We start from the raw sequence: 22,294 nt of genomic DNA, 5'->3' as shown, positions 1-22,294 counted from the left end.
TCCTCAGTAGACCCGAGGACAAGCGTTTCTCACGAGGTGGTTTTTCGGTACCGTCTAGCGCACGGGCAGCGCGCGGCGCCGTCCGGTGATCCCGGTGGTGTTGAGGTTGGCGCGCTCTCCGGCGGAATGACCGTCGAGGTAGCCGCTGCCGGACAGCCGCCTCGGCGGTGCCGAGCGCAGATCGCCGTATTGCTCGTCGTATGCCTGCTTGACCATCGCAGTCCGGTCCTGGATCACCAGTTCGGCGGAGCGGTGGCCGGCGGCGGTGGTGTGAGTGCGGGCCGCGGTGTCTTCACTGTTGCGGAGTCGTTCGTAGACCGCGCCGGAGAACCCGTGCAGCCAAGTCCGCCGGTACGCGGCCAGTGATTCGCCCATGAACACCCGGTTCTCCGGGCGGACCCTGGTCAGTTGCGTGGTCGCCTGCAACAGCAGGCTCGTGTACAGCAGTTCGGTCCGTTCCAGATCGGAGCGGAAGCCGAACACGGTCACCGCGGTGACCGACTGGCCGAGCCGGTGCAGCAGGGCCCGGCAGCGCAGGGGATGCGCGATGTTCGTGAGCAGTCCCGCCTTGTCGCGGCTGTACGGATTGTCGAGCGGGATCATGATCTGGGTGATCTCGTCGGCGGTCGCCCCGGAGGCGGCCAGCAGTGCTTGATCGATGCCGTACCGGGCGATCAGTTCGGCGGCCTTGGTGTTGTACGACTCTGCTTCGGCCTCGGTGACCGCCGGGTCCTCCGCCTTCGCGAGAAGTTTCCGGACGCGTGCGAGCAGCGTGTCATGGTCGGGCATGGCCCCCCTTCCTGATTGGGTTGGAGCGGATCAACCTAGGAGAGAGGTCCGACAATATTCGGGCAAGATCTCCGGATCCCGGCAAGGGGGTGCTATGTCGGTCGAGGTGTCGGTGGTCGGTTCGGGTCCGAACGGGCTCGCGGCGGCGGTCCTGCTGGTCAGGGCGGGCCTGTCGGTCGAGGTTCACGAGGCGGCGGACGAGATCGGCGGAGGGACGCGCACGGCTCCGCTGTTCGACGACGACGTCCTGCACGACATCTGCGCTACCGGGCATCCGATGGCCGCGGCGTCCCCGTTCTTTCGCTGGTTCGGCCTCGCCGAGCACGGTGTCGACCTCCTGCGGCCGGAGATCGCGTACGCACACCCGATCGACGGTAACCGGGCCGGACTCGCCTATGAAGATCTCGACCGGACCTGTGACGTCCTTGGTACGGACGGCCCCCGGTGGCGCCGCTTGCTGGGACCGCTGGCCGGGAACAGCCGCGAACTGACCGATCTCCTGCTCGGCGACCTTCGCCATCCGCCTCGTGATCCCCGGATCGCCGCCCTGCTCCCGGCCCGGATCGCGACGCTCGCGGCCGGACTGGAGCGCCGTCTGTTCACCGGCCAAGAGGCGCCCGCGCTGCTTTCCGGCGTCTCCGCGCATGTGATGGGCCGTCAGCCTTCGCTCGCCGCGGCGGGCGCGACTCTGCTGCTCAGCCACCTCGCGCACTCGACGGGCTGGCCGATCGCCCGAGGCGGAAGCCAGACCATCACCGAGGCCCTCGCCGCCGACGTCCGCGCGCACGGCGGGCGGATCCACACCGGCAGCCGGATCACCGATCTGCGGCAACTGGCGAAGTCGCGGACGGTGATCCTCGACATCGCCCCGCGCGGTTTCCTCGACATCGCCCGCGATCTGATGCCGCCGCGATACCGGAAGGCACTGGAGTCCTACCGCTACGGACCCGGCGCGGCGAAGGTCGATTTCCTGGTGTCCGAACCGATTCCGTGGGCGGTGCCGGAGGTCGGCAAGGCGGGCACCGTCCACCTCGGAGGCACGCGCGACGCGGTGTACGCCGCCGAAAACGCCATCGCGCGCGGAGGAGATCCGGACGACCGCTTCGTGCTCGTGTCGGATCCGATGGCGATCGATCCGTCGCGCGGGCTGCCGGGCAAGCGGCCGGTGTGGGCGTATTGCCATGTGCCGCACGGGGATCCGCGAGACGTCACCGAGATCGTCCGACGACGGATCGAACGGTTCGCGCCCGGGTTCTCCGACACGATCCTGGCGAGCCGGTGCGTCACCGCACCGGAACTCGAGGCGTACAACGCGAACTACCCCGGCGGTGACGTCGCCGCCGGCGCGGTGAATCTGCGGCAGGTGCTCGGACGGCCCGTCGTGCGGTGGAATCCGCACAAGACCCCGCTCGGCGGCGTCTTCCTGTGCTCGGCCGCGACCGCGCCAGGGCCGGGCGTGCACGGTATGGGCGGCTGGCACGCCGCGAAATCCGTACTGGGAAAGGACTTCGAGCGCGTAATTCATGATCCGCGGGGCCGGACGAGGCCGGTTTCGTAGGCGACCACCACGGCTTGGGCGCGGCTCGAAATCCCGAGTTTGGTCATGAGCCGGTTCAGATGCGTCTTCACGGTGGCCTCGCTGACCAGCAGGCTCCGGCCGATGTCGGCGTTCGGCATGCCGGTGCCGACGAAACGCAGCACCTCGAGTTCGCGTTCGGTCAGCCCGGCCAGCGCGGGCGGGGCCGACGGTTGTTCCGGCGGGCCTTGGGTGAAGGCTTCGACCAGCCGCCGGGTGATGGTCGGGCCGAACAGCATGTCGCCGCGCGCGACCGCGTGGATCCCGGCGATCAGCGTCTCCGGCGGACTGTCCTTGAGCAGGAAACCCGCGGCGCCCGCACGCAACGCGGTGTAGACGTACTCGTCGAGGTCGAAGACCGTCAGCATGAGCACATTCGGCTTGTCCGGCCCTGCATGCGCGAGGATCCGCTCGGTCGCCTTGACGCCGTCGAGTTCGGGCAGCCGGATGTCCATCAGGATCACGTCCGGACGCAGTTCAAGTGCCTTCTCGACGGCCTCGAGCCCGTCTCGCGCTTCGCCCGCGACGTGCACGTCGGGAACCGCGCCGAGCAGGGCGACGAAGCCCGCCCGGACGAGATCCTGGTCGTCGACCACCAGCACACTGGTCACCGGGCTCGCTCCTGCGGAAGATAGGGAAGGGTCAGTTCGATCGCGAAACCGCCTGATCCGGCCGGTCCCATTTCTATCGAACCACCGTACATTCTCGCTCGTTCACGCATTCCGATGAGGCCTTGCCCCGCCGGATTGGGCGGTGGCGTCTCCTCCGAAGCGGAATTACTGACGCGGAGTACGAGCGCTTCCTCACCGTATTCGAGGACGAGTTCCGCACACGCCTTCTCCGCGTGTTTCAGTACATTCGTAAGCGCTTCTTGAGCGATACGGTAGGTGCACAGTTGCTGTCCCGGCGGAAGTCGTCGTGGTTCGCCGATCGTGCGCGTCTTCACCGTGAGGCCCGCCTCGCGAACCCGGGTGACCAGTGCGGGAAGGTCGGCGAGGCCGGGCTGAGGGCGGTATTCGTGGGGCTCGCGCCGCGGCGGGCGCAGCACGCCGAGCAGGCGCCGCAGTTCGTCGAGGGCTTCCGTCGTGGTCCCGGCGATGGTGTCCAGCGCGGTGCGCGCGGTGTCGGGGGAGGACTCGAAGACGTAGCGCGCGAGGTTCGCCTGCACCGAGATCACCGAAATGTGGTGGGACACGACGTCGTGCAGCTCGTGCGCGATGCGGATGCGTTCCTCGACCACGGCCTGTTCCGCTTCGAGCCGGATCTCCCGTTCCGCGCGGACGGCGCGCTCGACCATCCGGTCCGCGCGGACGTAGCCGAGCCGTCCGACGATGATCGTGCCCACGCACTGCGCGATCAGGCGGGTCGTGTCGACCACGAAGGACGGCACTTCGCCGAGGATGAGCCCCAGCTCGAAAAGGACGACCCACACGATGGTCGGCGCCACGGCCTTCGCGGGCGGATAGCGCGCCCACACCGTGTACGCCGCGATGAAGGCCGCGGGTTCGCCCAAAGTGGCCCGGTAGCCCAGCGCGGTGTAGACGGTCATGACCGAAACCGAGGCGAGCAGGACCGCGATCGGATGACGGCGCCGCACGACCAGCGGGAGGGCGATGAGGACCGCGAGGGCGACGACCCCGGGCTCGACCGGGTCGCCGAACGAACCGCCGCGAGGTGCCGCGCCCAGCGCGAGGAGAGTGGCCGAGGCCGCCGTGATCAGGCAGTCGAGGAGCAGCGGCCGTGTGCGAAGGAGCTGAAAGGGCTGAGCGAGGGACGGCACTTCCGAAAACTACCGCCGCAGCGTTAACGGGCCCAATTCCTGCAACCATCGCGGTATTCGCCCGCCGATATACCGCCAAGGTTTACCCCGGCCTCCGACTCGCGGGGATTCCGCTCGGTGATCTGTCCGGTTACCGTCGGAACAGGATGGACATTTCCATTCCCCCGACTCGGCGAAGAGGATGACCTGCCCCGGGTAAGAGGGCCTTCGGGAGGGGATATCCGGAACGGGCCGCCTCTTCGCCGAGCTTCAGCCAAGGTAAGCGTCAAGGGTGACGGCCAGCGCCCTTTCCGGCGACGGCGCGAAGCTGGCGCCCGCCAGCCCGCCCCAGAGCCACAGCTGGGCGAGGCCGTGCAAGGACGCCCACAGTGAGGACGCGAGCAGTCGCGGATCGGTCGTGGGATGCCAGTCGCCGTTCTGCACCTCGGCGACCAGCGCGGCGAAGAAGTCGAACACCGCGCTGCTCACCCGGGTGAGTTCGGGATCATCCGGATCGATGAGGTCGCGGCGGAACATCAGCTCGAACATCGCCGGATGGGCCAGTGCGAAGTCGAGGTATCCGTGGCAGGCCGCGATGAGCCGTTCGCGCGGTGTCCCGGCGGGCAGGCCGTCGCCGCGGTCGAGCAGTTCGGTGTAGCCGCGGGTGGCGACCGCCGAGAGCAGGGCCGCGCGGCCGGAGAAATGCCGTAAGGGTGCGCCGTGCGAGACGCCGGCGGCTTTGGCGATCCCGCGCAGCGTCACCGCGCCGACGCCCTCTTCGGCCAGCAGGTTCGCCGCGGTGTCGATCAGGCGGGTTCGGGCGCCCACGACCGGGTCTCCTCAAGGACGGGCAGGAGATCCGGGCGCTTCGGCAGGAAGCCGTCGCCCGGCTGGCGGCCGCTGAGCCGGTTGCGGAAGCGGCTGACCGCGACCGGGAGTACCTCCCGCGTCAACCAGTTCAGATCCGCGCGGAGACCGGGGCGTCCCGCCGAACCGGGGAGCGGTTCGAGCCAGGCCGGGTCGTGGGTGACGCCGAGTTTGCCGAGCACGTGCCCGGCGAGGCGCCGGTGGCCCTGCTCGGACAAGTGCAGCCGATCCGGGCCGAAGTAGCGGGAATCGTGCGCGGCGTGGTCCGGCCAGAGGTCGACGAGCGTCGCGCCGTAACTGACGGACGCCTCCCGGATGGCGTCGTTCAGCGCGGTGAGGCGCGGGCGCATCCGGTGGCCCATCGGCATGCGGTGCGAGATGTCGCTGAGGGTGAAGGTCACGACGTTCGGCGCGATTTCGGTGCAGGCGCGGATGGCCGTGTCGACGCGGCGCGCGACCGTGCGCGCGTCCCAGCCGCGGCTCATCACGTCGTTGCCGCCGCCGAACAACGCGATCAGGTCCGGCTGGAGCCTGCTCGCCGCCTCGGTCTGCTCCGCGTGGATCTGGTCGAGCCTGCGCCCTCGGACCGCGAGGTTGGCGTAGCGGAAACCGGGCTCTTCCCCGGCGAGGCGGGCCGCGACGAAGTCCGCCCAGCCCCGGTAGAAGCCACCCGACGGATGCGGATCGGCCAGCCCTTCGGCGCAGCTGTCGCCGAGCGCGACGAAACGTTGGTAGCCCATCCAGATCTCCGTAACCGCGAGTTCACCTTGTAGACACTGTCTATCAAACTCGAGTAGACGCTGTCTACTCAGCGGCCGAGGCGAGCCCGATGGGTGAAGGCGACCGCGCGACGCGGGTTCGCGCTCTTCGCGCTGAACCAGGGTGGCCGCAAGGCGTCCGGCATCGGGCGCGAGAACCACAAGATGATGCTGGATCACTGTCGGCAGAGCAAGAACATGCTCGTGTCCTATTCGGACAGTGCGCTCGGGTTCTTCTGATGACCGAGCGGGTCGCTTTGACACCGGCCGCGGGACCGCAGTTCGAGTACTGGAAGCACGCGCATCTGACCATCGACGTCGTGCCCGGCAGGGGGAGCGGGTTCTCTCTGGAAGTGCCCGAAGGCGTGCGTTTCCTGACCCGCTCGAGGTTGCTTGAGTAAACGAACGGTCGTGCTATCTTCGGGGTTGTGAGCACACTCGAAGTGAACGAGGTCTTCGTCGGGCGGCCGTCCGTACTCGGGCTGAAGCGCGACGTCCCGGTGTACAGCGCCATCGCGAAGTCGCGTGTCGACGTGTCGTCACTGAAGCTGGACGAGATCAATCTGGCCGGTGACGACCAGGCGGATCGCACCGTCCACGGCGGGGTCGACAAAGCCGTTTACGTCTATCCGGCGACGCACTACGCGACCTGGTCGGAGCAGGGCTTCGCGGTGGTGGCCGGCGACTTCGGGGAGAACGCGTCGGTGGTGGGCGCCGACGAACACGACGTCCGCGTCGGCGACGTCTGGGCCTGGGGAGACGCGCTGGTCCAGGTCTCGCAGCCACGGACGCCGTGTTTCAAGCTCGCGATGAAGACCGGGCGCAAGGACGTCATCCCGGCGATGATCGATTCCGGCCGGAGCGGCTGGTACCTGCGGGTGCTGCGGACGGGCGAGGTCCCGACTTCGGGCCGGATGACGCTCGAAGAACGCGATCCGGCGAGTCCGACGATCGCCGAGGTGTACGTCGCGTCGTTCACCAACGTCGCCCAGCTGGACGACGCTCGCCGGGCGGCGTACTGGGCGCTGCTGGATCGGGTGCTGGCGGCGCCGTCACTCTCCCGGCAGTACCGTGACGGCCTGGAATCGGCGAAACGGCGGCGGGAGGAACGGGATGCCGGTTGACGGCCGGGTGGCCCGCGGCGACGCGACGAGGCGGATCGTGCTGCGGCGCGCCGTCGACATCGCCTCCGTCGAAGGGCTCGACGGGCTGTCCCTCGGCAGGCTCGCGACCGAGCTGGAACTGAGCAAATCCGGGGTCTTCGCGTTGTTCGGTTCCAAGGAGGAGCTGCAGCTCGCGGCGGTCGAGACGGCGAGTGCGATCTTCGCAGAGAACGTCGTCGGGCCGACGCTGGAGGTCGAGCAGGGGATCGCCAGGCTGCGCGCGCTGTGCGCGAACTGGCTGGACTACTCGGAACGCCGGGTGTTCCCCGGCGGCTGCTTCTTCTTCAACGCCGGCGCCGAATTCGACGCGCGGACCGGCCGGGTCCACGACGCGGTGGCGAACGCGAGCCGGGGTTTCGCCGAGTTCATCCGGGCGACCGCCGTCGAGGCGAGGAAGGCCGGGCACCTTCGCGAGTCCGTCGACGTGGCGCGGCTGGCCTTCGAACTGCACGCCCTCGGCCGGGCCGCGAACGCCGACTCGGTGATGTTCGGCGGCACCGAGCCCTACGCGCTGGCCCGCGCCGCCATCACCGCCCGTCTCGACGACGCCGCGGTGACATGAAAGGCCCGTTACTTGCAAATTTCGCAAGTAACGGGCCTTTCCTGTCACGTGAGCGGGGCTACTTCCAGTCGACCTGAGTGGACCGGTAGAAGTCGATGCCCTGCTGAACCCACCGCGGGCTCTGCTTCGCCAGCCGGAGCCGGTAGGCGTCCCACGTCCGGGAATCCTTCGGCGACCAGCCGATCTCGGCGTAACCCGGCAACCTCGGGAACGCCATGAACTCGATGTGCTCACTGGTCACGAGCGTTTCCGACCACAGCGGCGCCTCGACACCGATGACGTTCTGCTCCGTCACGCCCTGCAGGTACGTCGCCGGATCCCAGTCGTAACCGGTCTTGACCTCGATCAGCCCGGCCCAGCTCAGCCCGAGCGGCGTCTGCGGGTGGTACTTCATGTCCATGTAGGCCTTGTTGGCGGGCGACATCAGGATCTTGTTGCCCCTGGCCGCCGCCGCGGCGACGTTCGCGTCGGTGCCGGTCGTGCCCCAGAACTGCGGGACGGCCGAAAGCGGCGGGGTCGTCTTCGCGATGTCGTGCCAGCCGGTGATCGTCTTGCCGTACTTCGCGACGATCGGCTGCACCTTCTTGGCGAAGGTCTGGTAATCCTCCGGAGTGGTCGCGTGTGCCTCGTCGCCCCCGATGTTGAGGTACTTGCCGGGGGTGATCGCCGCCAGTTCGCGGAGGACGTCGTCGACGAACTTGTAGGTGATGTCGCTCTTGATGCACAGCGAGCTGTAGCCGACCTCGATGTCCGTGCGCGGCGGCACCGCGACGCCGTCGCAGTTCAGTTCGGCGTAGGAGTGCTGGGCCGCGTTGGTGTGCCCGGGCATGTCGATCTCGGGAACGATCGTGATGTGCCGCGAAGCCGCGTAGCGCACCAGGTCCTTGTACTGCTCTTGGGTGTAGTACCCGCCAGGAGCGCCGCCGACGGCGGTCTGCCCGCCCACGGTCGCCAGCTTCGGCCAGCTCTTGATCTCGATCCGCCAGCCCTGGTCGTCGCTCAGGTGCAGGTGGAGCGTGTTGATCTTGTACTGCGCGAGCTGGTCGATGTACAGCTTGACCTGCTCCGGCTTGAAGAAGTGCCGGGCGACGTCGAGCATCGCGCTGCGGTAGCCGAAGCGCGGGTAGTCGAGCACGGTGCCGCCCGAAACCACCCATGAACGCTTCTGGACGGTCTTCGCTTCGATCGCCGACGGGAGCAGTTGTCGCAGCGTCTGCACGCCGGAGAACAGGCCCTTGTCGGTGTTCGCCTTCAGGGTCACGCCCGAGGACGACACCTTGAGCTGGTAGCCCTCGGTGCCGACCCGGCCGCTCGCGTGGCCGGTTTCGAGCGAGATGGCGGGGCCGCCGCCGCGGTGGCCGGTGACGACGGGCAGCCGGTAGCCGGTGGCGGGCCGGAGCAGCCCGGCCAGGTACTCGGCGACCTGCTTGCCGTCGCGATCGGCACGGATGACGGTCCCGGGACTGAGCCGGAAGTTCGCGCGGGGATCCGGTTTCGCGTCGACCGGCGCCGGGACGACGTCGGTGACGGTCCGTTCGGCCTTCGCGTGCTGTGCCGCGCTCGCCGTCGCGGGCAGGCCGAAGGTCACGAGACCCAGGACGGCCACACCGAGCACGGTTGTGGACAGGCGTTTACTCATGGAGCACCTCCGGTCGGGGAACTGGAGACTCTCTTCCTTTAGAGGTATAGACCAATAGGGCAAACGGGACAACACCCGATCGGACTAGGACGGCGTACCGATCACCGGTCATTCGCCGCGCAGAACCGCTTTCAAGGCATCGAGAACGCTCGCGTCCTCGATCGTCGAGGGCACCTGTTCGTCGCGGCCGTCGGCGATTCCGCGCATGGTCTTGCGCAGGATCTTCCCGGATCGCGTCTTCGGCAACGCGTCCACAATGGACACGTCACGGAACGCGGCCACCGGGCCGATGTCGCGCCGGACCAGCGCGACCAACTCGGCCTTGAGCGTTTCGGCGTCGGCGTCGACCCCGGACTTCAGCACCACGAATCCGCGCGGAAGCTGCCCCTTGAGCTGGTCACGGACGCCGATCACCGCGCATTCGGCGACGGCGGGATGGGAGGCCAGCACGGCCTCCATCGAACCGGTCGAAAGCCGGTGACCCGCGACGTTGATGACGTCGTCGGTGCGGCCCATGACGAAGAGGTAGCCGTCTTCGTCGACGTATCCGGAGTCACCCGTCAGGTAGTGGCCTTCGTACCGCGAAAGATACGCCTCGCGATACCGCTCGTCGTCCTGCCACAGCGTGGGCAGCGATCCCGGCGGAAGCGGAAGCTTGATCGCGATCGCGCCTTCCTTGCCCGCCGGAAGCGGAACGCCCGACTGGTCCAGGATCCGCACGTCCCAGCCCGGCACCGGTTTCGTCGCGGAACCGGGTTTGACCGGCATCGGTTCCAGCCCGCGCGGATTCGCCGCGATCGGCCAGCCGGTCTCGGTCTGCCACCAGTGGTCGATCACCGGCACGCCGAGCTTCTCGTGCGCCCAGTGATACGTCTCCGGATCGAGCCGTTCACCCGCCAAGAACAGGGTTTCGAACCCACCGAGCTGGTATTTCTTCGTTTCGTTCGCGTCCGGGTCGACCTTCTTGATCGCCCGCAACGCCGTCGGCGCGGTGAACAGCGCCTTCACGCCGTGGTCGGCGATGACCCGCCAGAACGCGCCCGCGTCCGGGGTATTGACCGGTTTGCCCTCGAACATGAGCGTCGTGGCCCCGATGAGGAGCGGCGCGTAGACGATGTAGGAATGGCCGACGACCCAGCCGACGTCGGAAGCCGTCCACCACACGTCACCGGGGTGGATGTCGTAGATCGCGCCCATCGACCAGGCCAGCGCGACCGCGTGCCCGCCGGTGTCGCGCACGACGCCCTTCGGCTTCCCCGTGGTGCCGGAGGTGTACAGGATGTACAGCGGATCGGTCGCCGCGACCGGCACCGGATCGGCGGGGGAGGCGTTCGCGACCAGTTCGGCCCAGTCGGCGTCGCGCTCGCCCAGTTCGGCGCGGGCACGCTCGCGCTGCAGCACCACGACCTTGTCCGGCTGATGGACGGTGCCCGCGAGCGCCTCGTCGATGATCGGTTTGTACTCGACGACTCGTGCCGGTTCGATCCCGCACGACGCGGCCACGATCACCTTCGGTTCGGCGTCCTCGATCCGCGCCGCCAGTTCCTTGGGCGCGAACCCGCCGAACACCACCGAATGCACCGCGCCGAGCCGGGCGCAAGCGAGCATCGCGATCGCGGCCTCGGGGACCATCGGCATGTAGACGATGACGCGGTCGCCCTTCCCGACACCGAGAGAGGCGAGCGCGCCGGCGAACCGGGCGACGTCGTCCAGCAGTTCCGCGTAGGTGAACCGGCGTACCGAATCGGTGACCGGCGAATCCCAGATCAGCGCGGTCTGCCCGCCGCGGCCGTCCCGGACGTGCCTGTCGAGCGCGTTGAACGCCGTGTTCAGTTCCCCGTCCGGGAACCAGCGGTAGAAGGGCGCCTTCGACACGTCGAGGGCTCGCGTCGGCGGACGGGTCCAGTCGATCGCCTCCGCGGCTTCGAGCCAGAAACCCTCCGGGTCTTCGAGGCTCCGCTGGTACGACTCGGCGTACATCGAAAGCTCCTTCGCGCTCGGGTACCGGACCCATCATGTCCCGGCCGTCACGCGATCGCCCCTCAGGCGAAGATTTTGCCGACGCTCTCCGAGATCTTGCCGATCAGTTCCGTGAAGTCGGAGGCACCGGCCAGCAGTTTCTTCACCTTCTCCCAGCGACTCAGCGCGACCGCGGAGTTGGCCTCGGCCGGATTCCGGACGTCCTCCGCCAGGTCGTCGAGGTTGTCCTCGATGACTTCGCGCTTCTCGACGCCCGACTGGCCGACCTCGGTCTTCAACCGGGTGAGCAGTTCGACGAGGTCGCTGACCTGTTCCGGCGTGGCGCCGTAGTGGATCGTCCCGCCGCTGATGGTGCCGTGGTTCTCGCCGCCCGTGACGATCGGCGCGTTGCTGACCCCGGTCACCGCGATGCGGTTGGTGGGCTCCCTGGTCATTTCTCCTCGTTCCTCGGCTGCTGCACGGTGCCGCCGGAGATCGTTCCCTGGTTCACGCCACCGGTCACGATGGGCGCGTTGTTGGTGCCGGTGATGGTGATGTCGTTGTTGATCACCGTCGCGGCCTGGCGCTCGAACTGGGCCGCGGAATAGCCGCAGTCCCGCATCACCTGGCTGATCGCCGGGACCAGCCTGCTTTCGAGGATCTTCTCGTACCGCTCGACGTCGACGAGCTGGAAGTAGTCGCGGACCTCTTCCGCGGCGGCCAGTTCCCGCAGCGTTTCGGCCGAGCCGTACCGGCTGGGGTTCGGTGTGTCGATGTCGTGCGGCTGCGCCCGGATCGTCCGCATCGCGTGCCAGACCCGGCCCGGTGTGGTGGCAGGCAGTTTGAGCCAGCGCAGGACGCCCTGCCCGATCGCGGTCAGGTAGTTCATCGTCATCCGGTCGACCACGCGGTACTCGTCGCGGATCGGGGGCAGCACGTACGGCGTCCACTCGAGGTAGAGCGTGCTGCTGTCGACGGCGGCGTGCAGGAACGCCGACATCATCAGGTCCCTGTCCCAGGTTTCGACCTGGAAGGTCAGGTAATGCCTCGCCCATTCCCTCGGCTGGCGCCGCACCTGCTCGGCTTCCGCGGCGGGGAGCAGATACGACGGCGGGCCGTCGTGACGGGGCAGGTAGGGAAGGGCGACGGGTTCGTGGGCGTGGTCCACCAGTTCGTCGGCGGAGGCGTAGACGACGTCCTGGATCCGCAGTTCGCGCAGCCGCCTGTCCGGGGTCAGCGCGTCGCTTCGCTGCAGAACCTGCATCGCGGCGCGGATCCGCTGGTAGAAGGCCACCGTGGTGAGCTCGTCGAAGGGAGTCCCGTCGGGTTTGGCGGTCTCGTCGAGCTTCTCGAGCGGGAGCACCATCGACCAGGACTGCCGGGCGACGCCGGCGCCGACGAACGGGTTGTAGCCGCGATAGACGACCAAGGGCACCACGCCGTCGCCGCTGTGGACCTGCCGATCGTGGCGGTGGCGTTCCAGTTCGGTGCGGAATCGCGGCGGCGCGGCCGCGATGGACGGGCGCTCGTCGAGGGACTTGCCTCCGAACCGACGGCTTCGCGCCCGGCGGCCGTACCGGACGGTCAGCAGCCGCCACACGGTGATCCGGTCGGCGACCAGGATCAGCAGCATCACCACAGCGGCGATCGCGCCGATGTAGGCCAGCGACGGATCCGTAACCGTTGCCCCGTCACCGTAATAGTCGCTGTCGTAGCCAGTGCCGTAACGGCCGGAGGACGACGAAGAATACTTGCTGACGCCCAGATCTTCGAGGAACAGTCCGCCGAAGGTGAACGCCGTGACGAAGAAGAGCACCACGGCCAGCGCGAACAAACTGCCGAATCCGCGCAGCGCCGCGCCTGGCCTCCCCGTCCGCATCCTCTTCCAGATCGACCGGATGGACAGCAGGCCCGCGAGGAACACCCAAATGGAGAAAAGGGCCGTTCCGATCGAGAAGTACAGGAACACCAAGGCGAGCACGCCGAGGAGGGCGTCCCGGTATTTACGCCGCGACCGGGCCGAAATCGCCTCGGCGAGCACCGTCGGCGCGTGGAAACCCGGTGACGGCGGGACCGGCCGTGTCGGTTCGACGAGATATTCGCGGATGGCGTCATCGGCGTAGGACGAATCGAGATGGGCCGCCGCGGCGAGATATCTGGTGCTGTCATCGGGTGGGACGTTGTGCGAAGCCGCCAAAGCGGCCCAGTTCGTCATCCGGTCTCCGTCGGTGCGTTCAAGGTGTCGAGTTGTCGAGCATCACGGCGACGAACGGTTCCCAGGCCGTCCAGTCGGAAGCGGGCGACGAGACGTAGACGAAATACTCGATTCCGCCGGTACGCCAATAGATCCCGCGGACCCGCCGTTGTTGTCCTTCCCGTCCGTGCCAGGTGAATTCCCAGTCCACCCCTTCGAAACCGCGAACCGCGCGCGGTTCCATCCGGAGCCTGCTGAGACCGGGAAGCCGGGTTTTCGCTTCTTGTTCCGAAGCCGCCCGGAACTGCCCGATCTCGCCGGAAGCGGAATAGCTTCCGAACCGGACGTAGTGGCTCGCCCTGGTGGGATCGGTGGCCTGGAAGGAACCAGGCTGGTTTTTGATCGGTTCGGGATTCCACCCGCGCGGGACGACGGTCCGGAAACCGCCGGTGCCACTAGCCTGATCGACGTCCGGCCGCGCCGTCGTGCCGGTGGCCGTCGTCGCTTGCCGAGAGGACGGGGAAAGCGAGATATCCACCGACGACGAGACCGCCGACGCCGCGATCGGCGCGGTCACCGGTGGTTCTTTCGCCGTGGTGATCAGCAAAGTGGCGCCGACGAGCGCGCACAAGGTCAAATTCGCGGCGGCGGCGCCCAGCGCCAACCGCGCGTTGCTCGCCGACATTCGTGACCTCCCCAGGCACGGCGCGAACAAAGAGCGGGTGTTCGAACGGGCACAGAGCGTAGCATGATTCGCCGGGTCGGATGACGGGGTTCCGAGGGGAGTTCGAATGGACAGGACGCCGGGTGATCGGTTGGCGGAGGCTTCCCGCCTCGAGGCCGAGCTCATGACCAGACCGGATGACGTCGAATTGAGGGACGGTCTCGCCGCCGAACTCGCCGCGCTGACCGTCGACGTCCGCAGTCTCACCCGGGACCGGATCCCGGTCTTCACTTCCGCCCGGCAGCGCGAGTTCTGCGGGTACGCGGCGCGAAGGCTGATCGAGCTGGGCGTGGGCGGTGAAGCCGTCCAGGCGTCCGCGGCGGCGCTGCAAGCCGAACTCAGCGCGGGCGAGGAGTGGGTGTGGCGGAATCGTCACCTTTCCCTGGCACTGGTGATCGTCGTCGTGGCCGCCGGGCTCGCCGTCGTCGTGCTGGGCGCGCTGTCCGGGAACATCCCCGTGGTCGTGGCGGCGGGCGTGCTCGGCAGCGCCGGTCTGGCGGCGCTCGTGTTCGCCCGGCGCAAGCAGCGCTGGCAGATCGATGCCGAACGGGTCACACCGGTCATCTGGAGACACGGGATATAACCCGGCAACCCCTCGGCCCGGTAGAGCGTCCTAAGCTGAACTAGGGAAAAACCGCCGGAAACGGCCGAATCAGCGAGGGGAGCAGGGCCATGGGGCTAGCGAGCGCGCTGCTTTCGTTCGCGCACAGCCTGTTCGGGCCAGGGATCTGGCCGGGGGACTGGGTGTGGGCGACGAGCACCGCGGGAGCGCTGGTCGCGCTACTGCCCGCACTGGGAGCGATGATCGTCGCGATCATCCGCAAAGGCACCGGCAACCGCTACGACGTGGTGACCCTGTCCGTCTTCGGCGGGATCGGCGTCGTCGCGGTCTTCCTGTTGCCATGGGTGCTGGCCACCGGCCTTTCGCAGGTCTACCAGGAGGCCGCCTCGACGGAGTCGGGCGGTGAATCCGGGTTCAGCTCCAGCGACCTGGCGACGTTCACCTCCGACCAGAGCCCGCTGATCGGCAAGCAGAGCGTGTACCTCGGCGGCGGCCAGAACGTCTACGAGGTGCTGTTCTACCCGAACGGCATGCAGCTCTCGTACATCGTCTATCTGATCCTGCTGGTCGGGTTGCCCGCGCTGTCGCTGCTGTTCGTGATGCTGCAGGCGCGGACAGCGTTCCGCCGCGGACCGAAGTGGCCTTCGCGCTTCTTCTGGATCCCGTTCGTGCTGATGGTGCTGGCGAGCGTCGGCATGGGCGCGAACACCGCCGTGCACTTCTGGCTCGGTTTCCTGCCGCTCAGCGTGCTGGGCCTGATCCCGGTCGCGCTGGTCGGCCCGCCGCCGTGGTCGGTGATCAACCGGCCGGACCCGCAGCCCCGGCAGAAGATCGAGCCGTACCGCCCGGAGCCGCCCGCGCCGAAGCCGCAGCAGCAGTTGCCGCCCCCGCCGCCGCCCAAGCAGTACCCGGCGACGGCGCTCGCGCAGGCGCCCGAACCGCCCGCCCTGGCCGCTGTGCCGGGACCGGTCCCGGCCCCTCCGGGGTCCCGCAACTCCGGCGGCGGCCGCTACAAGCGCGTCCGGCGGCTCGGCCACGGTGGCTTCGGCACCGTGTGGGAAGCGGTCGACACTCAGCTCAACCGCACTGTCGCGCTGAAGATCGCGCACGCGCCGGACCGTGACACCGAGGAGCGGATGCAGCGCGAAGCCAGGGCTCTGGCCGTCGTGAACCATCCCAACTGCGTCCGCGTGTACGACCTCGTCGAGGAGCCGGACGGGCTCGCGCTGGTCATGGAGTACCTCGAAGGCAAGTCGCTGGCCGAGATCGTCGATTCGCAGGGCCCGCTCGACGACATCGCCGCCGGGCGCCTCTGGTCGACCATGGCGGGCGCGCTCGCCGCGGCACACGAGAAGGGTGTGCTGCACCGCGACCTCAAGCCGTCGAACATCATCCTCGACCGCAACGGGCTCGCGCATCTCATCGACTTCGGCATCGCCCGCAGTCAGGGCGACTCGAAGATGACCGCGACCGGCATGATGATCGGCACGCCGGACTTCGTCGCTCCCGAGCAGGCGATGGGCTCCCCGGCGAGCCCGGCTTCGGACGCCTGGCAGCTCGCCGCGACGGTCAGCTACGCGCTGTCGGGCCAGCCTCCCCGCGGTACCCGGGAGACCCCGATGGCCGCGCTGATGGCCGCCGCCCGCGCCGAACCGGTCTCGAAGCTGCCGAATCGCAGCGCCCACGCCCGGATCCTCATCGCGTCGCTCGACCAGGAGCCCCGCCGCCGCCCGACGCTCACCGCCGTGCGCCGCGACGTCGAAGGCTGGCTGGCCCGCGCCGGCAAGTCGCCGGACGGCCCGGTGACCCAGATCGTGCAGCGCCGCCCTCCGCAGCAGCCGCCACAACCTCAGCCCCACCAGCAACCGCAGGCCCAGCGCCACCCGCGCTGACCTGCGAAAAGAGAGCAAGGGACCTTTGCTAGCGTTAGTTAGTGTGCTAACGAACGCTAGCAAAGGTCCCTTGCTCTCTCAGTCGATGATGACCCAGGTCCCGTCGCGCCACGCCATCGTGAACGTCTTGGGGTCGCTGTCCATGATCGTCGCCTTCGGCGCGATCGCCGTGGGCGGGACGGTCACCTGGTCGGGACCCTTGCTCCGCACCTTCGCGGGATCGACCCGGGTGGCTTTCAGGTTCTTCAGATCCTCGGGCGTGAACATCTCGAACAGCATCGGGGTGAGGCTGCGGCACTCCTTGATCCCGCCGTCGTAGGCGGGCGCCGAAATCCGGCAGACGGTTTCCAGGTTCTTGGCGCCCAGCGCGTGGTGGAACTCCTCCATCACACTCGCGGCGCCGACTGGCGTATGCGCCGCCGGGCCACCGGTGGCGGGTTTGGTGACCGGCGAAGCGGTCGCCGAAGCCGCTGAAGGCCGTGAAGCGGTCGTAGCGGGAGCGCTCGAACTGCTGCTCGTCGGCGCGGTCGAGGTGCCCGGAACCGCCGAAGGCTGCGGCGACGCGCTCCCGGCCGTCTGTTCCTCGCACCCCACGAGTAGGAACAGGGCCGCGGCCGCGAAGGTCGTGGCGAGCGGTCGGATCGTCATGGTGCCCCCTGTCGAAGTGCTGCTGACCGGGGAAGAGTAACAACTGGGCCCTGAGTGTCACAGGCAAAGGAAGAAATCCGACCTTGACGGGCGACATGCCCGCTGAAAACATCTGCATGTATCTGCATTTGATGTACGTACATGCAAATGGGGGAATGATGGTCACGTCCGCGCGCACCGGTCTGGTGCCCTTGGTGGCGTTCGCGGTGTTCACCGCGACGCTCGACGTCTATGCCGGCAACCAGGTCCAGACTTTGAGTCCGCTCAGCGTCGCGGCGATTTCGCTCAGTCTCGCGGCGGCCTTCTTCTTCGGCGCCGACGTCGTGAGAAGGGGGCTGACGGCGGCCTTGAGCCCGTTCCGCGAGCAGCGCGCCGACGTCCTCGCCATCAACGTCACCACCGCGGTCACCTGGCTGAGCATGCTGTACGCGCTCAAGTTCCTCGAGCCCGCCATCGTCAACGTGATCAGCCTGGCGATCGGCCCGGCGCTGACGGTGCTTCTCGGAACTTTCCTGCGCCGCGGCAGCGCGGTCCTGCGTGCGGAGATCGCCACGGCGATCGGTATCTGCGGCCTGCTCGTCGTGCTGGTCTGGGCCTCCCTCGCCGGGCACAGCGGTGTCGGTGAGCGCCCCGGCGCCGAGATCGTCCTCGGCATCGTTCTCACCCTCGTCTGCGGGCTCGCGTCGACCGGCAACGTGATGTTTTCGAAGCGGCTCAGCGACGCGGGGAACAGCCCGCGTTCGGTGCTCGCCACCCGCTTCTGGCTGATCATCGCGATCGGCTGGGCCTTCACCGCCTTCGACGAAACGCCCCGGCTCGGGGAAGCGTTCGTGCCGTCGGCCGTGCTCGCGGTGATCGGCGTGGCCCTGCCGATGTACCTGTTCCAGGTCGGCGTACGGCATACCGAACCGATCACCGCGGCACTGATCACAACGTTGTCGCCGGTGTTCGCGCTGCTCTTGCAGTTGCCGGATCCCCGGCTGAGGCCGTCGGCGGTGTCGCTCGTGTGCATCGTCGCGATCACCGCACTGGTCGCGGCAGGCGTCTTCGCCCGCGCCCGGTTCACACGCCGCCGGTCACCGGATCAGGCCGAGGTCACTTCCAGGACGGAAGCCACAACTCGGCGTTCCAATGCTCATTGGTGATCGCATTGCCGTTGAGGATCGGCCACAGCCAGGCGAAGTTGGCCACGACGAGACCCACGTAGAGGGCGACGACGAGCATGCCCGTGCCCCGCCTTTCGAACCCGCGTTTCACGCCGCCGAGGATCTGGCCGAGGATCAAGGTCAACCCGAGTGCCAGGAACGGCGCCAGTGGCGTCGCGTAGAAGAAGTACATCTGGCGGTCGAGGTTGGTGAACCAGGGCAGGAACCCGGCGAAGTAGCCGACGAGCACGGCGGCGTAGCGCCAGTCCGCTCGGAAGAACGACCGCCACAGGCTCCAGCCGAGCATCGGCAGGGCCAGCCACCACATCGCCGGCGTCCCGATCAGCATCGTCGCCCGGATACAGGTCGACTCGCCGCAACCGGTCGCGTCGGTGCCGCCCGCGTACGCGTAGAGCATCGGCCGCAGCCCCATCGGCCAGGTCCACGGCTTCGACTCCCACGGATGCGGTTTGTCCTTGGGGGTCACCAGGTTCGCGTGGAAGTCGAGGACGTTCATCGAGTAGTCGCCGAGCGACCGCAGCGCGGGTGGCATCCAGGCCCAGAAGCCCGGATCGAGGTCCTTGATCGCCACGTAGTTGCGGTCGGTCGCGGTCTCGCTCGCGAACCAGGCCCAGTAGCAGGCGAGGTACACCAGGATCGGGATGACGACGATCGCCCACAGCGCGGGCAGCACGTCGCGGCGCAGCGTGCCGACCCAAGGCCGCTGCACCCCGGCGGCGCGGCGCGCGGCCACGTCGAAGAACACGGTGAGCAGGCCGAACGCGGCGATGTAGTACAGCGCCGACCACTTGACGCCGAAGGTCAGCCCGATCATCAGGCCGCCGGCGAACCGCCACCACCGGAAACCGAGCTTCGGGCCGAACCGGGATTCTTCGATCCAGCCCTCGCGGACGGCCACGGCCAGCCGCCGCCGCACCTGGTCGCGGTCGCACAGCACGCAGGCGAACGCGGCGAGGACGAACACCGCGATGAAGATGTCGAGCATGCCCATCCGCGACTGCAGGTGCAGCACGCCGTCGCTGATCACCAGGATCCCGGCGACAGCGCCGAGCAGTGTCGAACGGGTGAGCCGCCGGGCGACGCGGATGGTGAGGAACACGATCAGCGTGCCCGCCAGCGCCGGCATGATCCGCCAGCCCCAGGCGTTGTAGCCGAACAGCCACTCACCGATCGCGATGAGGTGCTTCGCCAGCGGCGGGTGCACGATCAGCTCATAGCCGTAGTTGTCTTCGTAACCGCCGTTGCGCAGCATCTGCCACGCCTGCGGGACGTAGTGTTTCTCGTCGAAGACGGGGGTGCCCTTGTCCGTGGGCGTTGCCAGATTCTGGATCCGGACGATGCCACCGATGAGCGTCAGCACCAGCGTGACGATCCAGCCGCGAAGGCGGTCAGTCGGCATGCCGCGGCCGAGGAGGGTGGCCTCGCGGTCGCTCGGTGGCCGGAGCGCGTCGACCGGATCCGGCCGCACGCTCTCGTCGTCACGGGTCAGCAGTGCGGTCACGGGGCATGATCCTACGGGCGGAAGAGTGAACTCGGTGTCCGGATCTGCGAACCGGTTAACCTTCGGGAATGACCGAAGGACGCCTCGTGCTGGCAGCCACCCCGCTCGGAGACGTCCGTGACGCTTCGCCGCGCCTGTCCGAAGCCCTCGCGACGGCCGATGTGATCGCCGCCGAAGACACCCGGCGCCTGCGCTCCCTCACCGCCGCCCTCGACGTTTCGCCGGTCGGGCGGGTGGTCAGCTTCTACGAGGACGTCGAGACCGCCCGTCTGCCCAAACTGCTCGAATCGCTCCAGTCGGGCGAGACGGTGGTGCTGGTGACCGACGCCGGGATGCCGAGCGTCTCCGACCCCGGATTCCGCCTGGTGGCGGCCTGCGTCGAGGCGGACGTGCCGGTGACCTGCCTCCCCGGCCCCTCCGCGGTGACCACGGCGCTCGCGTTGTCCGGACTGCCTTGCGACCGTTTCTGTTTCGACGGGTTCGCCCCGCGCAAACCCGGTGAACGCGCGAAATGGCTCGGTTCGCTGAAGGACGAGCCCCGCACGGTCGTGTTCTTCGAGTCTCCGCATCGTCTCGCGAGCACGCTCGCCGACGCCGCCGACGTCCTGGGCCCCGACCGTCGCGCCGCCGTCTGCCGCGAACTGACCAAAACCTATGAAGAGGTCAAACGCGGCAATCTGCCGGACCTGGCCGCCTGGGCGGCCGACGGCGTCAAAGGCGAGATCACCGTCGTTCTGGCGGGTGCGCCTCCGCGTTCGGTGAGCGTCGCGGACCTGGTCCCGGAAGTCTCGTCGCGGGTCGCTGCGGGCGAACGCCTCAAATCCGCAGCCGCCGAAGTCGCCGAGGCCACGGGAGTCTCCAAGAAGGAGCTCTACGACGCCGTCCTCGCGTCCCGTAAATGAGTGAGTAAGTAAGGAAGGACTAGGACAGTAGGGCCCTCGCGGCCGCGTACGCCTTTGCGGCGTCGGGCTCGGCGCCGGTGATGACGTCCGTGTAGATGAAGGATTCGCCGATCCGGACCAGCAGGTAAGCAAGGTCCTCGACCGGCAGTGGCGGGGAGAGCCGTCCGGCCGTGACCTCCTCGCCCAGGAACTCGCACATCTTCGCGATCGCCCGGCTCTGGACCACGCTGGCCTTCGTCGTCAGAATCCGCAGCGCCCGTTCCGGTTCGGTGCGCAAGAACTCCCTGAACGGTTTCGAGTCGTTCACGGTCCGGACGAAGGTGCCGACGAGCTCCGCGATGCCCTCCGCGCCGCGTCCGAGCTTGCCGGAAGCCCGCGCTTCGAAAACCTCCACGGTCATCGACCACAGGATTTCGCCGAGCAGTTGATCCCGGCCGCCGACCCAGCGATGCAGCGTGGCCCGGCTGATCCCCAGTTCACCCGCGAGCTCGCCCATGTCCACCCGGCGCCCGTCGAGGAACCAGGCGCGCGCGATCGTGAACGCGCGCAGGGCGTCCGGGCGCGGCGAGGTCAGCTGGCGTTCGAGTGCGGTTTCGATGAGTGAAACATATCACGCTATGTCTCACGGATGAGACATATGCAAGAATGTCTCATCTCGATGAGGAGGAAGCGGATGCGCGCAGTACAGGTGACCGAATTCGGCGGACCCGAGGTGCTCAACCTCGTCGACCTGCCCGATCCCGTTCCCGGCCCGGGTCAGCTGCTCGTCGACGTCGATCGCATCGGCGTCAATTACGCCGATACGCATCAAGCCGAGAACTCCTACCTCGCGCCGAGCAAGCTCCCGCTCGTGCCCGGCGGCGAGGTCGTCGGCCGCACCGCGGAGGGCAAGCGTGTCGTCGCGCTGCTCAACGGCGGTGGCGGCTACGCCGAGCGCGCGGTGGCCGACGAGGTCACCGCTTTCGGCGTGCCCGACGGCATCGACGACTTGACCGCGCTCTCCTTCATCGTCCAAGGCACCACCGCCTCGCTCCTGTTGCGCAAGAGTGCCCATCTCGAGCCCGGCGAATCCGTCGTCGTGCACGCGGCGGCGGGCGGGGTCGGCTCCATCGCCGTCCAGCTCGCGAAGGCCTGGGGCGCGAGCCGCGTCATCGCGACCGCCAGCAGTGACGAGAAGCGTGGCCTCGCCCTCGAACTCGGCGCCGACGTCGCCATCGATTCGCGCGCCGAGAACATGACCGACGCGCTCCGCGAGGCGAACGGCGGCAAGCGTGTCGACATCGTTCTCGACATGACCGGCGGCACCGTCACGGACCAGAGCATCGCCGCCCTCGCGCCGTTCGGCCGGCTCGCGTTCTACGGGATGGCCAGCCGCGAGCAGCCGAAGCCGATCGAAGCCCGCAACCTTCTCGGGCACAGCACCACCGTGTCCGGGATGTGGCTGCCGCACGCCTTCAAACTTCCCGGAAACGTCTTCGGCCGCACGCTCGACGAGCTCTTCTCGCTGGCACTGGACGGCCGGATCCGCGCCGTCGCCGGCGGCGAGTACGCGCTTTCCGACGCGCGCGCCGCCCATGAGGCCCTGCGCTCGCGCGGCACCGCGGGCAAGCTCCTCCTGGATCCTGCGAAGTAG

Annotated in this window: 23 protein-coding genes and 1 pseudogene; 11 read left to right on the top strand and 13 right to left on the bottom strand. The window is 68.3% G+C overall.

Going from position 1 to position 22,294, the window contains the following annotated elements; genetic code table 11:
- Positions 1–54: 54 nt before the first annotated feature.
- A complete protein-coding gene (locus BKN51_RS28990) occupies positions 55–789 on the bottom strand; it encodes a DUF2786 domain-containing protein (RefSeq protein ID WP_101610657.1) in 735 nt (244 codons plus the stop codon).
- Positions 790–883: 94 nt separating this feature from the next.
- Between BKN51_RS28990 and BKN51_RS28985 the strand changes: the two genes are divergently transcribed.
- Complete coding sequence (locus BKN51_RS28985; protein ID WP_101610656.1) at positions 884–2,347, top strand: phytoene desaturase family protein; 1,464 nt, start codon at positions 884–886, stop codon at positions 2,345–2,347.
- On the opposite strand, the gene BKN51_RS28980 is transcribed toward BKN51_RS28985, so the two are convergent.
- The 4 genes from BKN51_RS28980 to BKN51_RS28965 form a co-directional block, all read right to left on the bottom strand.
- Positions 2,311–2,976, bottom strand: coding sequence for a response regulator (locus BKN51_RS28980; RefSeq protein WP_101610655.1), 666 nt, complete (start codon positions 2,974–2,976; stop codon positions 2,311–2,313). The genes BKN51_RS28985 and BKN51_RS28980 overlap by 37 nt on opposite strands.
- On the bottom strand, positions 2,973–4,145 hold the full coding sequence (locus BKN51_RS28975) for a sensor histidine kinase (protein WP_101610654.1): 1,173 nt from the start codon (positions 4,143–4,145) through the stop codon (positions 2,973–2,975). The genes BKN51_RS28980 and BKN51_RS28975 overlap by 4 nt, the downstream gene beginning before the upstream one ends.
- A 249-nt stretch (positions 4,146–4,394) precedes the next feature.
- The gene (locus BKN51_RS28970) at positions 4,395–4,952 is read right to left on the bottom strand and encodes a TetR/AcrR family transcriptional regulator (protein WP_101610653.1); all 558 of its coding nucleotides are present in this window, start codon (positions 4,950–4,952) and stop codon (positions 4,395–4,397) included.
- A complete protein-coding gene (locus tag BKN51_RS28965) occupies positions 4,931–5,731 on the bottom strand; it encodes an SGNH/GDSL hydrolase family protein (RefSeq protein WP_101610652.1) in 801 nt (266 codons plus the stop codon). Before BKN51_RS28965 ends, BKN51_RS28970 begins: the two co-directional genes overlap by 22 nt.
- Before the next feature lie 93 nt (positions 5,732–5,824).
- On the opposite strand from BKN51_RS28965, the gene BKN51_RS43315 reads away from it, so the two are divergent.
- The 4 genes and pseudogenes from BKN51_RS43315 to BKN51_RS28950 all read left to right on the top strand — a co-directional run bounded on the left by BKN51_RS43315 (position 5,825) and on the right by BKN51_RS28950 (position 7,474).
- Complete coding sequence (locus BKN51_RS43315) at positions 5,825–5,989, top strand: hypothetical protein (protein ID WP_158255723.1); 165 nt, start codon at positions 5,825–5,827, stop codon at positions 5,987–5,989.
- Between the two features lie 29 nt (positions 5,990–6,018).
- Positions 6,019–6,150, top strand: a pseudogene (locus BKN51_RS28960) (DUF779 domain-containing protein); the annotation flags it as partial.
- Positions 6,151–6,177: 27 nt separating this feature from the next.
- Positions 6,178–6,873 carry an MOSC domain-containing protein gene (locus tag BKN51_RS28955; RefSeq protein WP_101610651.1) on the top strand — a complete coding sequence of 232 codons (696 nt, stop codon included), beginning with the start codon at positions 6,178–6,180 and terminating at the stop codon, positions 6,871–6,873.
- Positions 6,863–7,474 (top strand): TetR/AcrR family transcriptional regulator, encoded by a 612-nt coding sequence (locus BKN51_RS28950; protein WP_101610650.1) that lies wholly within the window; start codon positions 6,863–6,865, stop codon positions 7,472–7,474. Before BKN51_RS28955 ends, BKN51_RS28950 begins: the two co-directional genes overlap by 11 nt.
- Before the next feature lie 58 nt (positions 7,475–7,532).
- Here BKN51_RS28950 and BKN51_RS28945 read toward each other — a convergent pair whose 3' ends face one another.
- The 5 genes from BKN51_RS28945 to BKN51_RS28925 all read right to left on the bottom strand — a co-directional run bounded on the left by BKN51_RS28945 (position 7,533) and on the right by BKN51_RS28925 (position 13,951).
- Positions 7,533–9,113, bottom strand: coding sequence for a beta-N-acetylhexosaminidase (locus BKN51_RS28945; protein WP_101610649.1), 1,581 nt, complete (start codon positions 9,111–9,113; stop codon positions 7,533–7,535).
- A gap of 108 nt (positions 9,114–9,221) precedes the next feature.
- Positions 9,222–11,093, bottom strand: a complete 1,872-nt coding sequence (locus tag BKN51_RS28940) for a propionyl-CoA synthetase (RefSeq protein ID WP_101610648.1) — start codon at positions 11,091–11,093, stop codon at positions 9,222–9,224.
- A gap of 62 nt (positions 11,094–11,155) precedes the next feature.
- Positions 11,156–11,527, bottom strand: a complete 372-nt coding sequence (locus BKN51_RS28935) for a hypothetical protein (RefSeq protein WP_101610647.1) — start codon at positions 11,525–11,527, stop codon at positions 11,156–11,158.
- The gene (locus tag BKN51_RS28930) at positions 11,524–13,287 is read right to left on the bottom strand and encodes a hypothetical protein (protein WP_101610646.1); all 1,764 of its coding nucleotides are present in this window, start codon (positions 13,285–13,287) and stop codon (positions 11,524–11,526) included. Before BKN51_RS28930 ends, BKN51_RS28935 begins: the two co-directional genes overlap by 4 nt.
- Before the next feature lie 19 nt (positions 13,288–13,306).
- Positions 13,307–13,951, bottom strand: coding sequence for a hypothetical protein (locus BKN51_RS28925; protein WP_101610645.1), 645 nt, complete (start codon positions 13,949–13,951; stop codon positions 13,307–13,309).
- A gap of 163 nt (positions 13,952–14,114) precedes the next feature.
- Here BKN51_RS28925 and BKN51_RS43310 point away from each other — a divergent pair, with 163 nt between their 5' ends.
- Both BKN51_RS43310 and BKN51_RS28915 read left to right on the top strand, forming a co-directional pair.
- Positions 14,115–14,573: a hypothetical protein gene (locus BKN51_RS43310; protein WP_158255724.1), complete on the top strand. Its 459-nt coding sequence runs from the start codon at positions 14,115–14,117 to the stop codon at positions 14,571–14,573.
- A gap of 89 nt (positions 14,574–14,662) precedes the next feature.
- Positions 14,663–16,444 carry a serine/threonine-protein kinase gene (locus tag BKN51_RS28915; protein ID WP_101610643.1) on the top strand — a complete coding sequence of 594 codons (1,782 nt, stop codon included), beginning with the start codon at positions 14,663–14,665 and terminating at the stop codon, positions 16,442–16,444.
- A 78-nt stretch (positions 16,445–16,522) separates the two neighbouring features.
- Here BKN51_RS28915 and BKN51_RS28910 read toward each other — a convergent pair whose 3' ends face one another.
- Entirely contained in the window at positions 16,523–16,831 is a 309-nt protein-coding gene (locus tag BKN51_RS28910) for a hypothetical protein (protein WP_101613518.1), read from the bottom strand.
- 55 nt (positions 16,832–16,886) lie between these two features.
- On the opposite strand from BKN51_RS28910, the gene BKN51_RS28905 reads away from it, so the two are divergent.
- Both BKN51_RS28905 and BKN51_RS28900 read left to right on the top strand, forming a co-directional pair.
- Positions 16,887–17,132, top strand: coding sequence for a hypothetical protein (locus BKN51_RS28905; protein ID WP_101610642.1), 246 nt, complete (start codon positions 16,887–16,889; stop codon positions 17,130–17,132).
- 118 nt (positions 17,133–17,250) lie between these two features.
- The gene (locus tag BKN51_RS28900; RefSeq protein WP_158255725.1) at positions 17,251–18,237 is read left to right on the top strand and encodes a DMT family transporter; all 987 of its coding nucleotides are present in this window, start codon (positions 17,251–17,253) and stop codon (positions 18,235–18,237) included.
- On the opposite strand, the gene BKN51_RS28895 is transcribed toward BKN51_RS28900, so the two are convergent.
- Positions 18,188–19,759, bottom strand: coding sequence for a dolichyl-phosphate-mannose--protein mannosyltransferase (locus BKN51_RS28895; RefSeq protein WP_101610640.1), 1,572 nt, complete (start codon positions 19,757–19,759; stop codon positions 18,188–18,190). The genes BKN51_RS28900 and BKN51_RS28895 overlap by 50 nt on opposite strands.
- Before the next feature lie 68 nt (positions 19,760–19,827).
- Between BKN51_RS28895 and rsmI the strand changes: the two genes are divergently transcribed.
- Positions 19,828–20,661 carry a 16S rRNA (cytidine(1402)-2'-O)-methyltransferase gene (gene rsmI / locus BKN51_RS28890; RefSeq protein WP_101610639.1) on the top strand — a complete coding sequence of 278 codons (834 nt, stop codon included), beginning with the start codon at positions 19,828–19,830 and terminating at the stop codon, positions 20,659–20,661.
- Positions 20,662–20,680: 19 nt separating this feature from the next.
- On the opposite strand, the gene BKN51_RS28885 is transcribed toward rsmI, so the two are convergent.
- Complete coding sequence (locus tag BKN51_RS28885) at positions 20,681–21,157, bottom strand: QsdR family transcriptional regulator (RefSeq protein WP_233222956.1); 477 nt, start codon at positions 21,155–21,157, stop codon at positions 20,681–20,683.
- 177 nt (positions 21,158–21,334) lie between these two features.
- Between BKN51_RS28885 and BKN51_RS28880 the strand changes: the two genes are divergently transcribed.
- Positions 21,335–22,294: a quinone oxidoreductase family protein gene (locus BKN51_RS28880; RefSeq protein WP_101610637.1), complete on the top strand. Its 960-nt coding sequence runs from the start codon at positions 21,335–21,337 to the stop codon at positions 22,292–22,294.

The organism is Amycolatopsis sp. BJA-103 (genome assembly GCF_002849735.1).
GTDB lineage: Bacteria > Actinomycetota > Actinomycetes > Mycobacteriales > Pseudonocardiaceae > Amycolatopsis.
The sequence above is the reverse complement of the archived record's forward strand: the minus strand, read 5'-3'. Positions and strand labels throughout refer to the sequence as shown.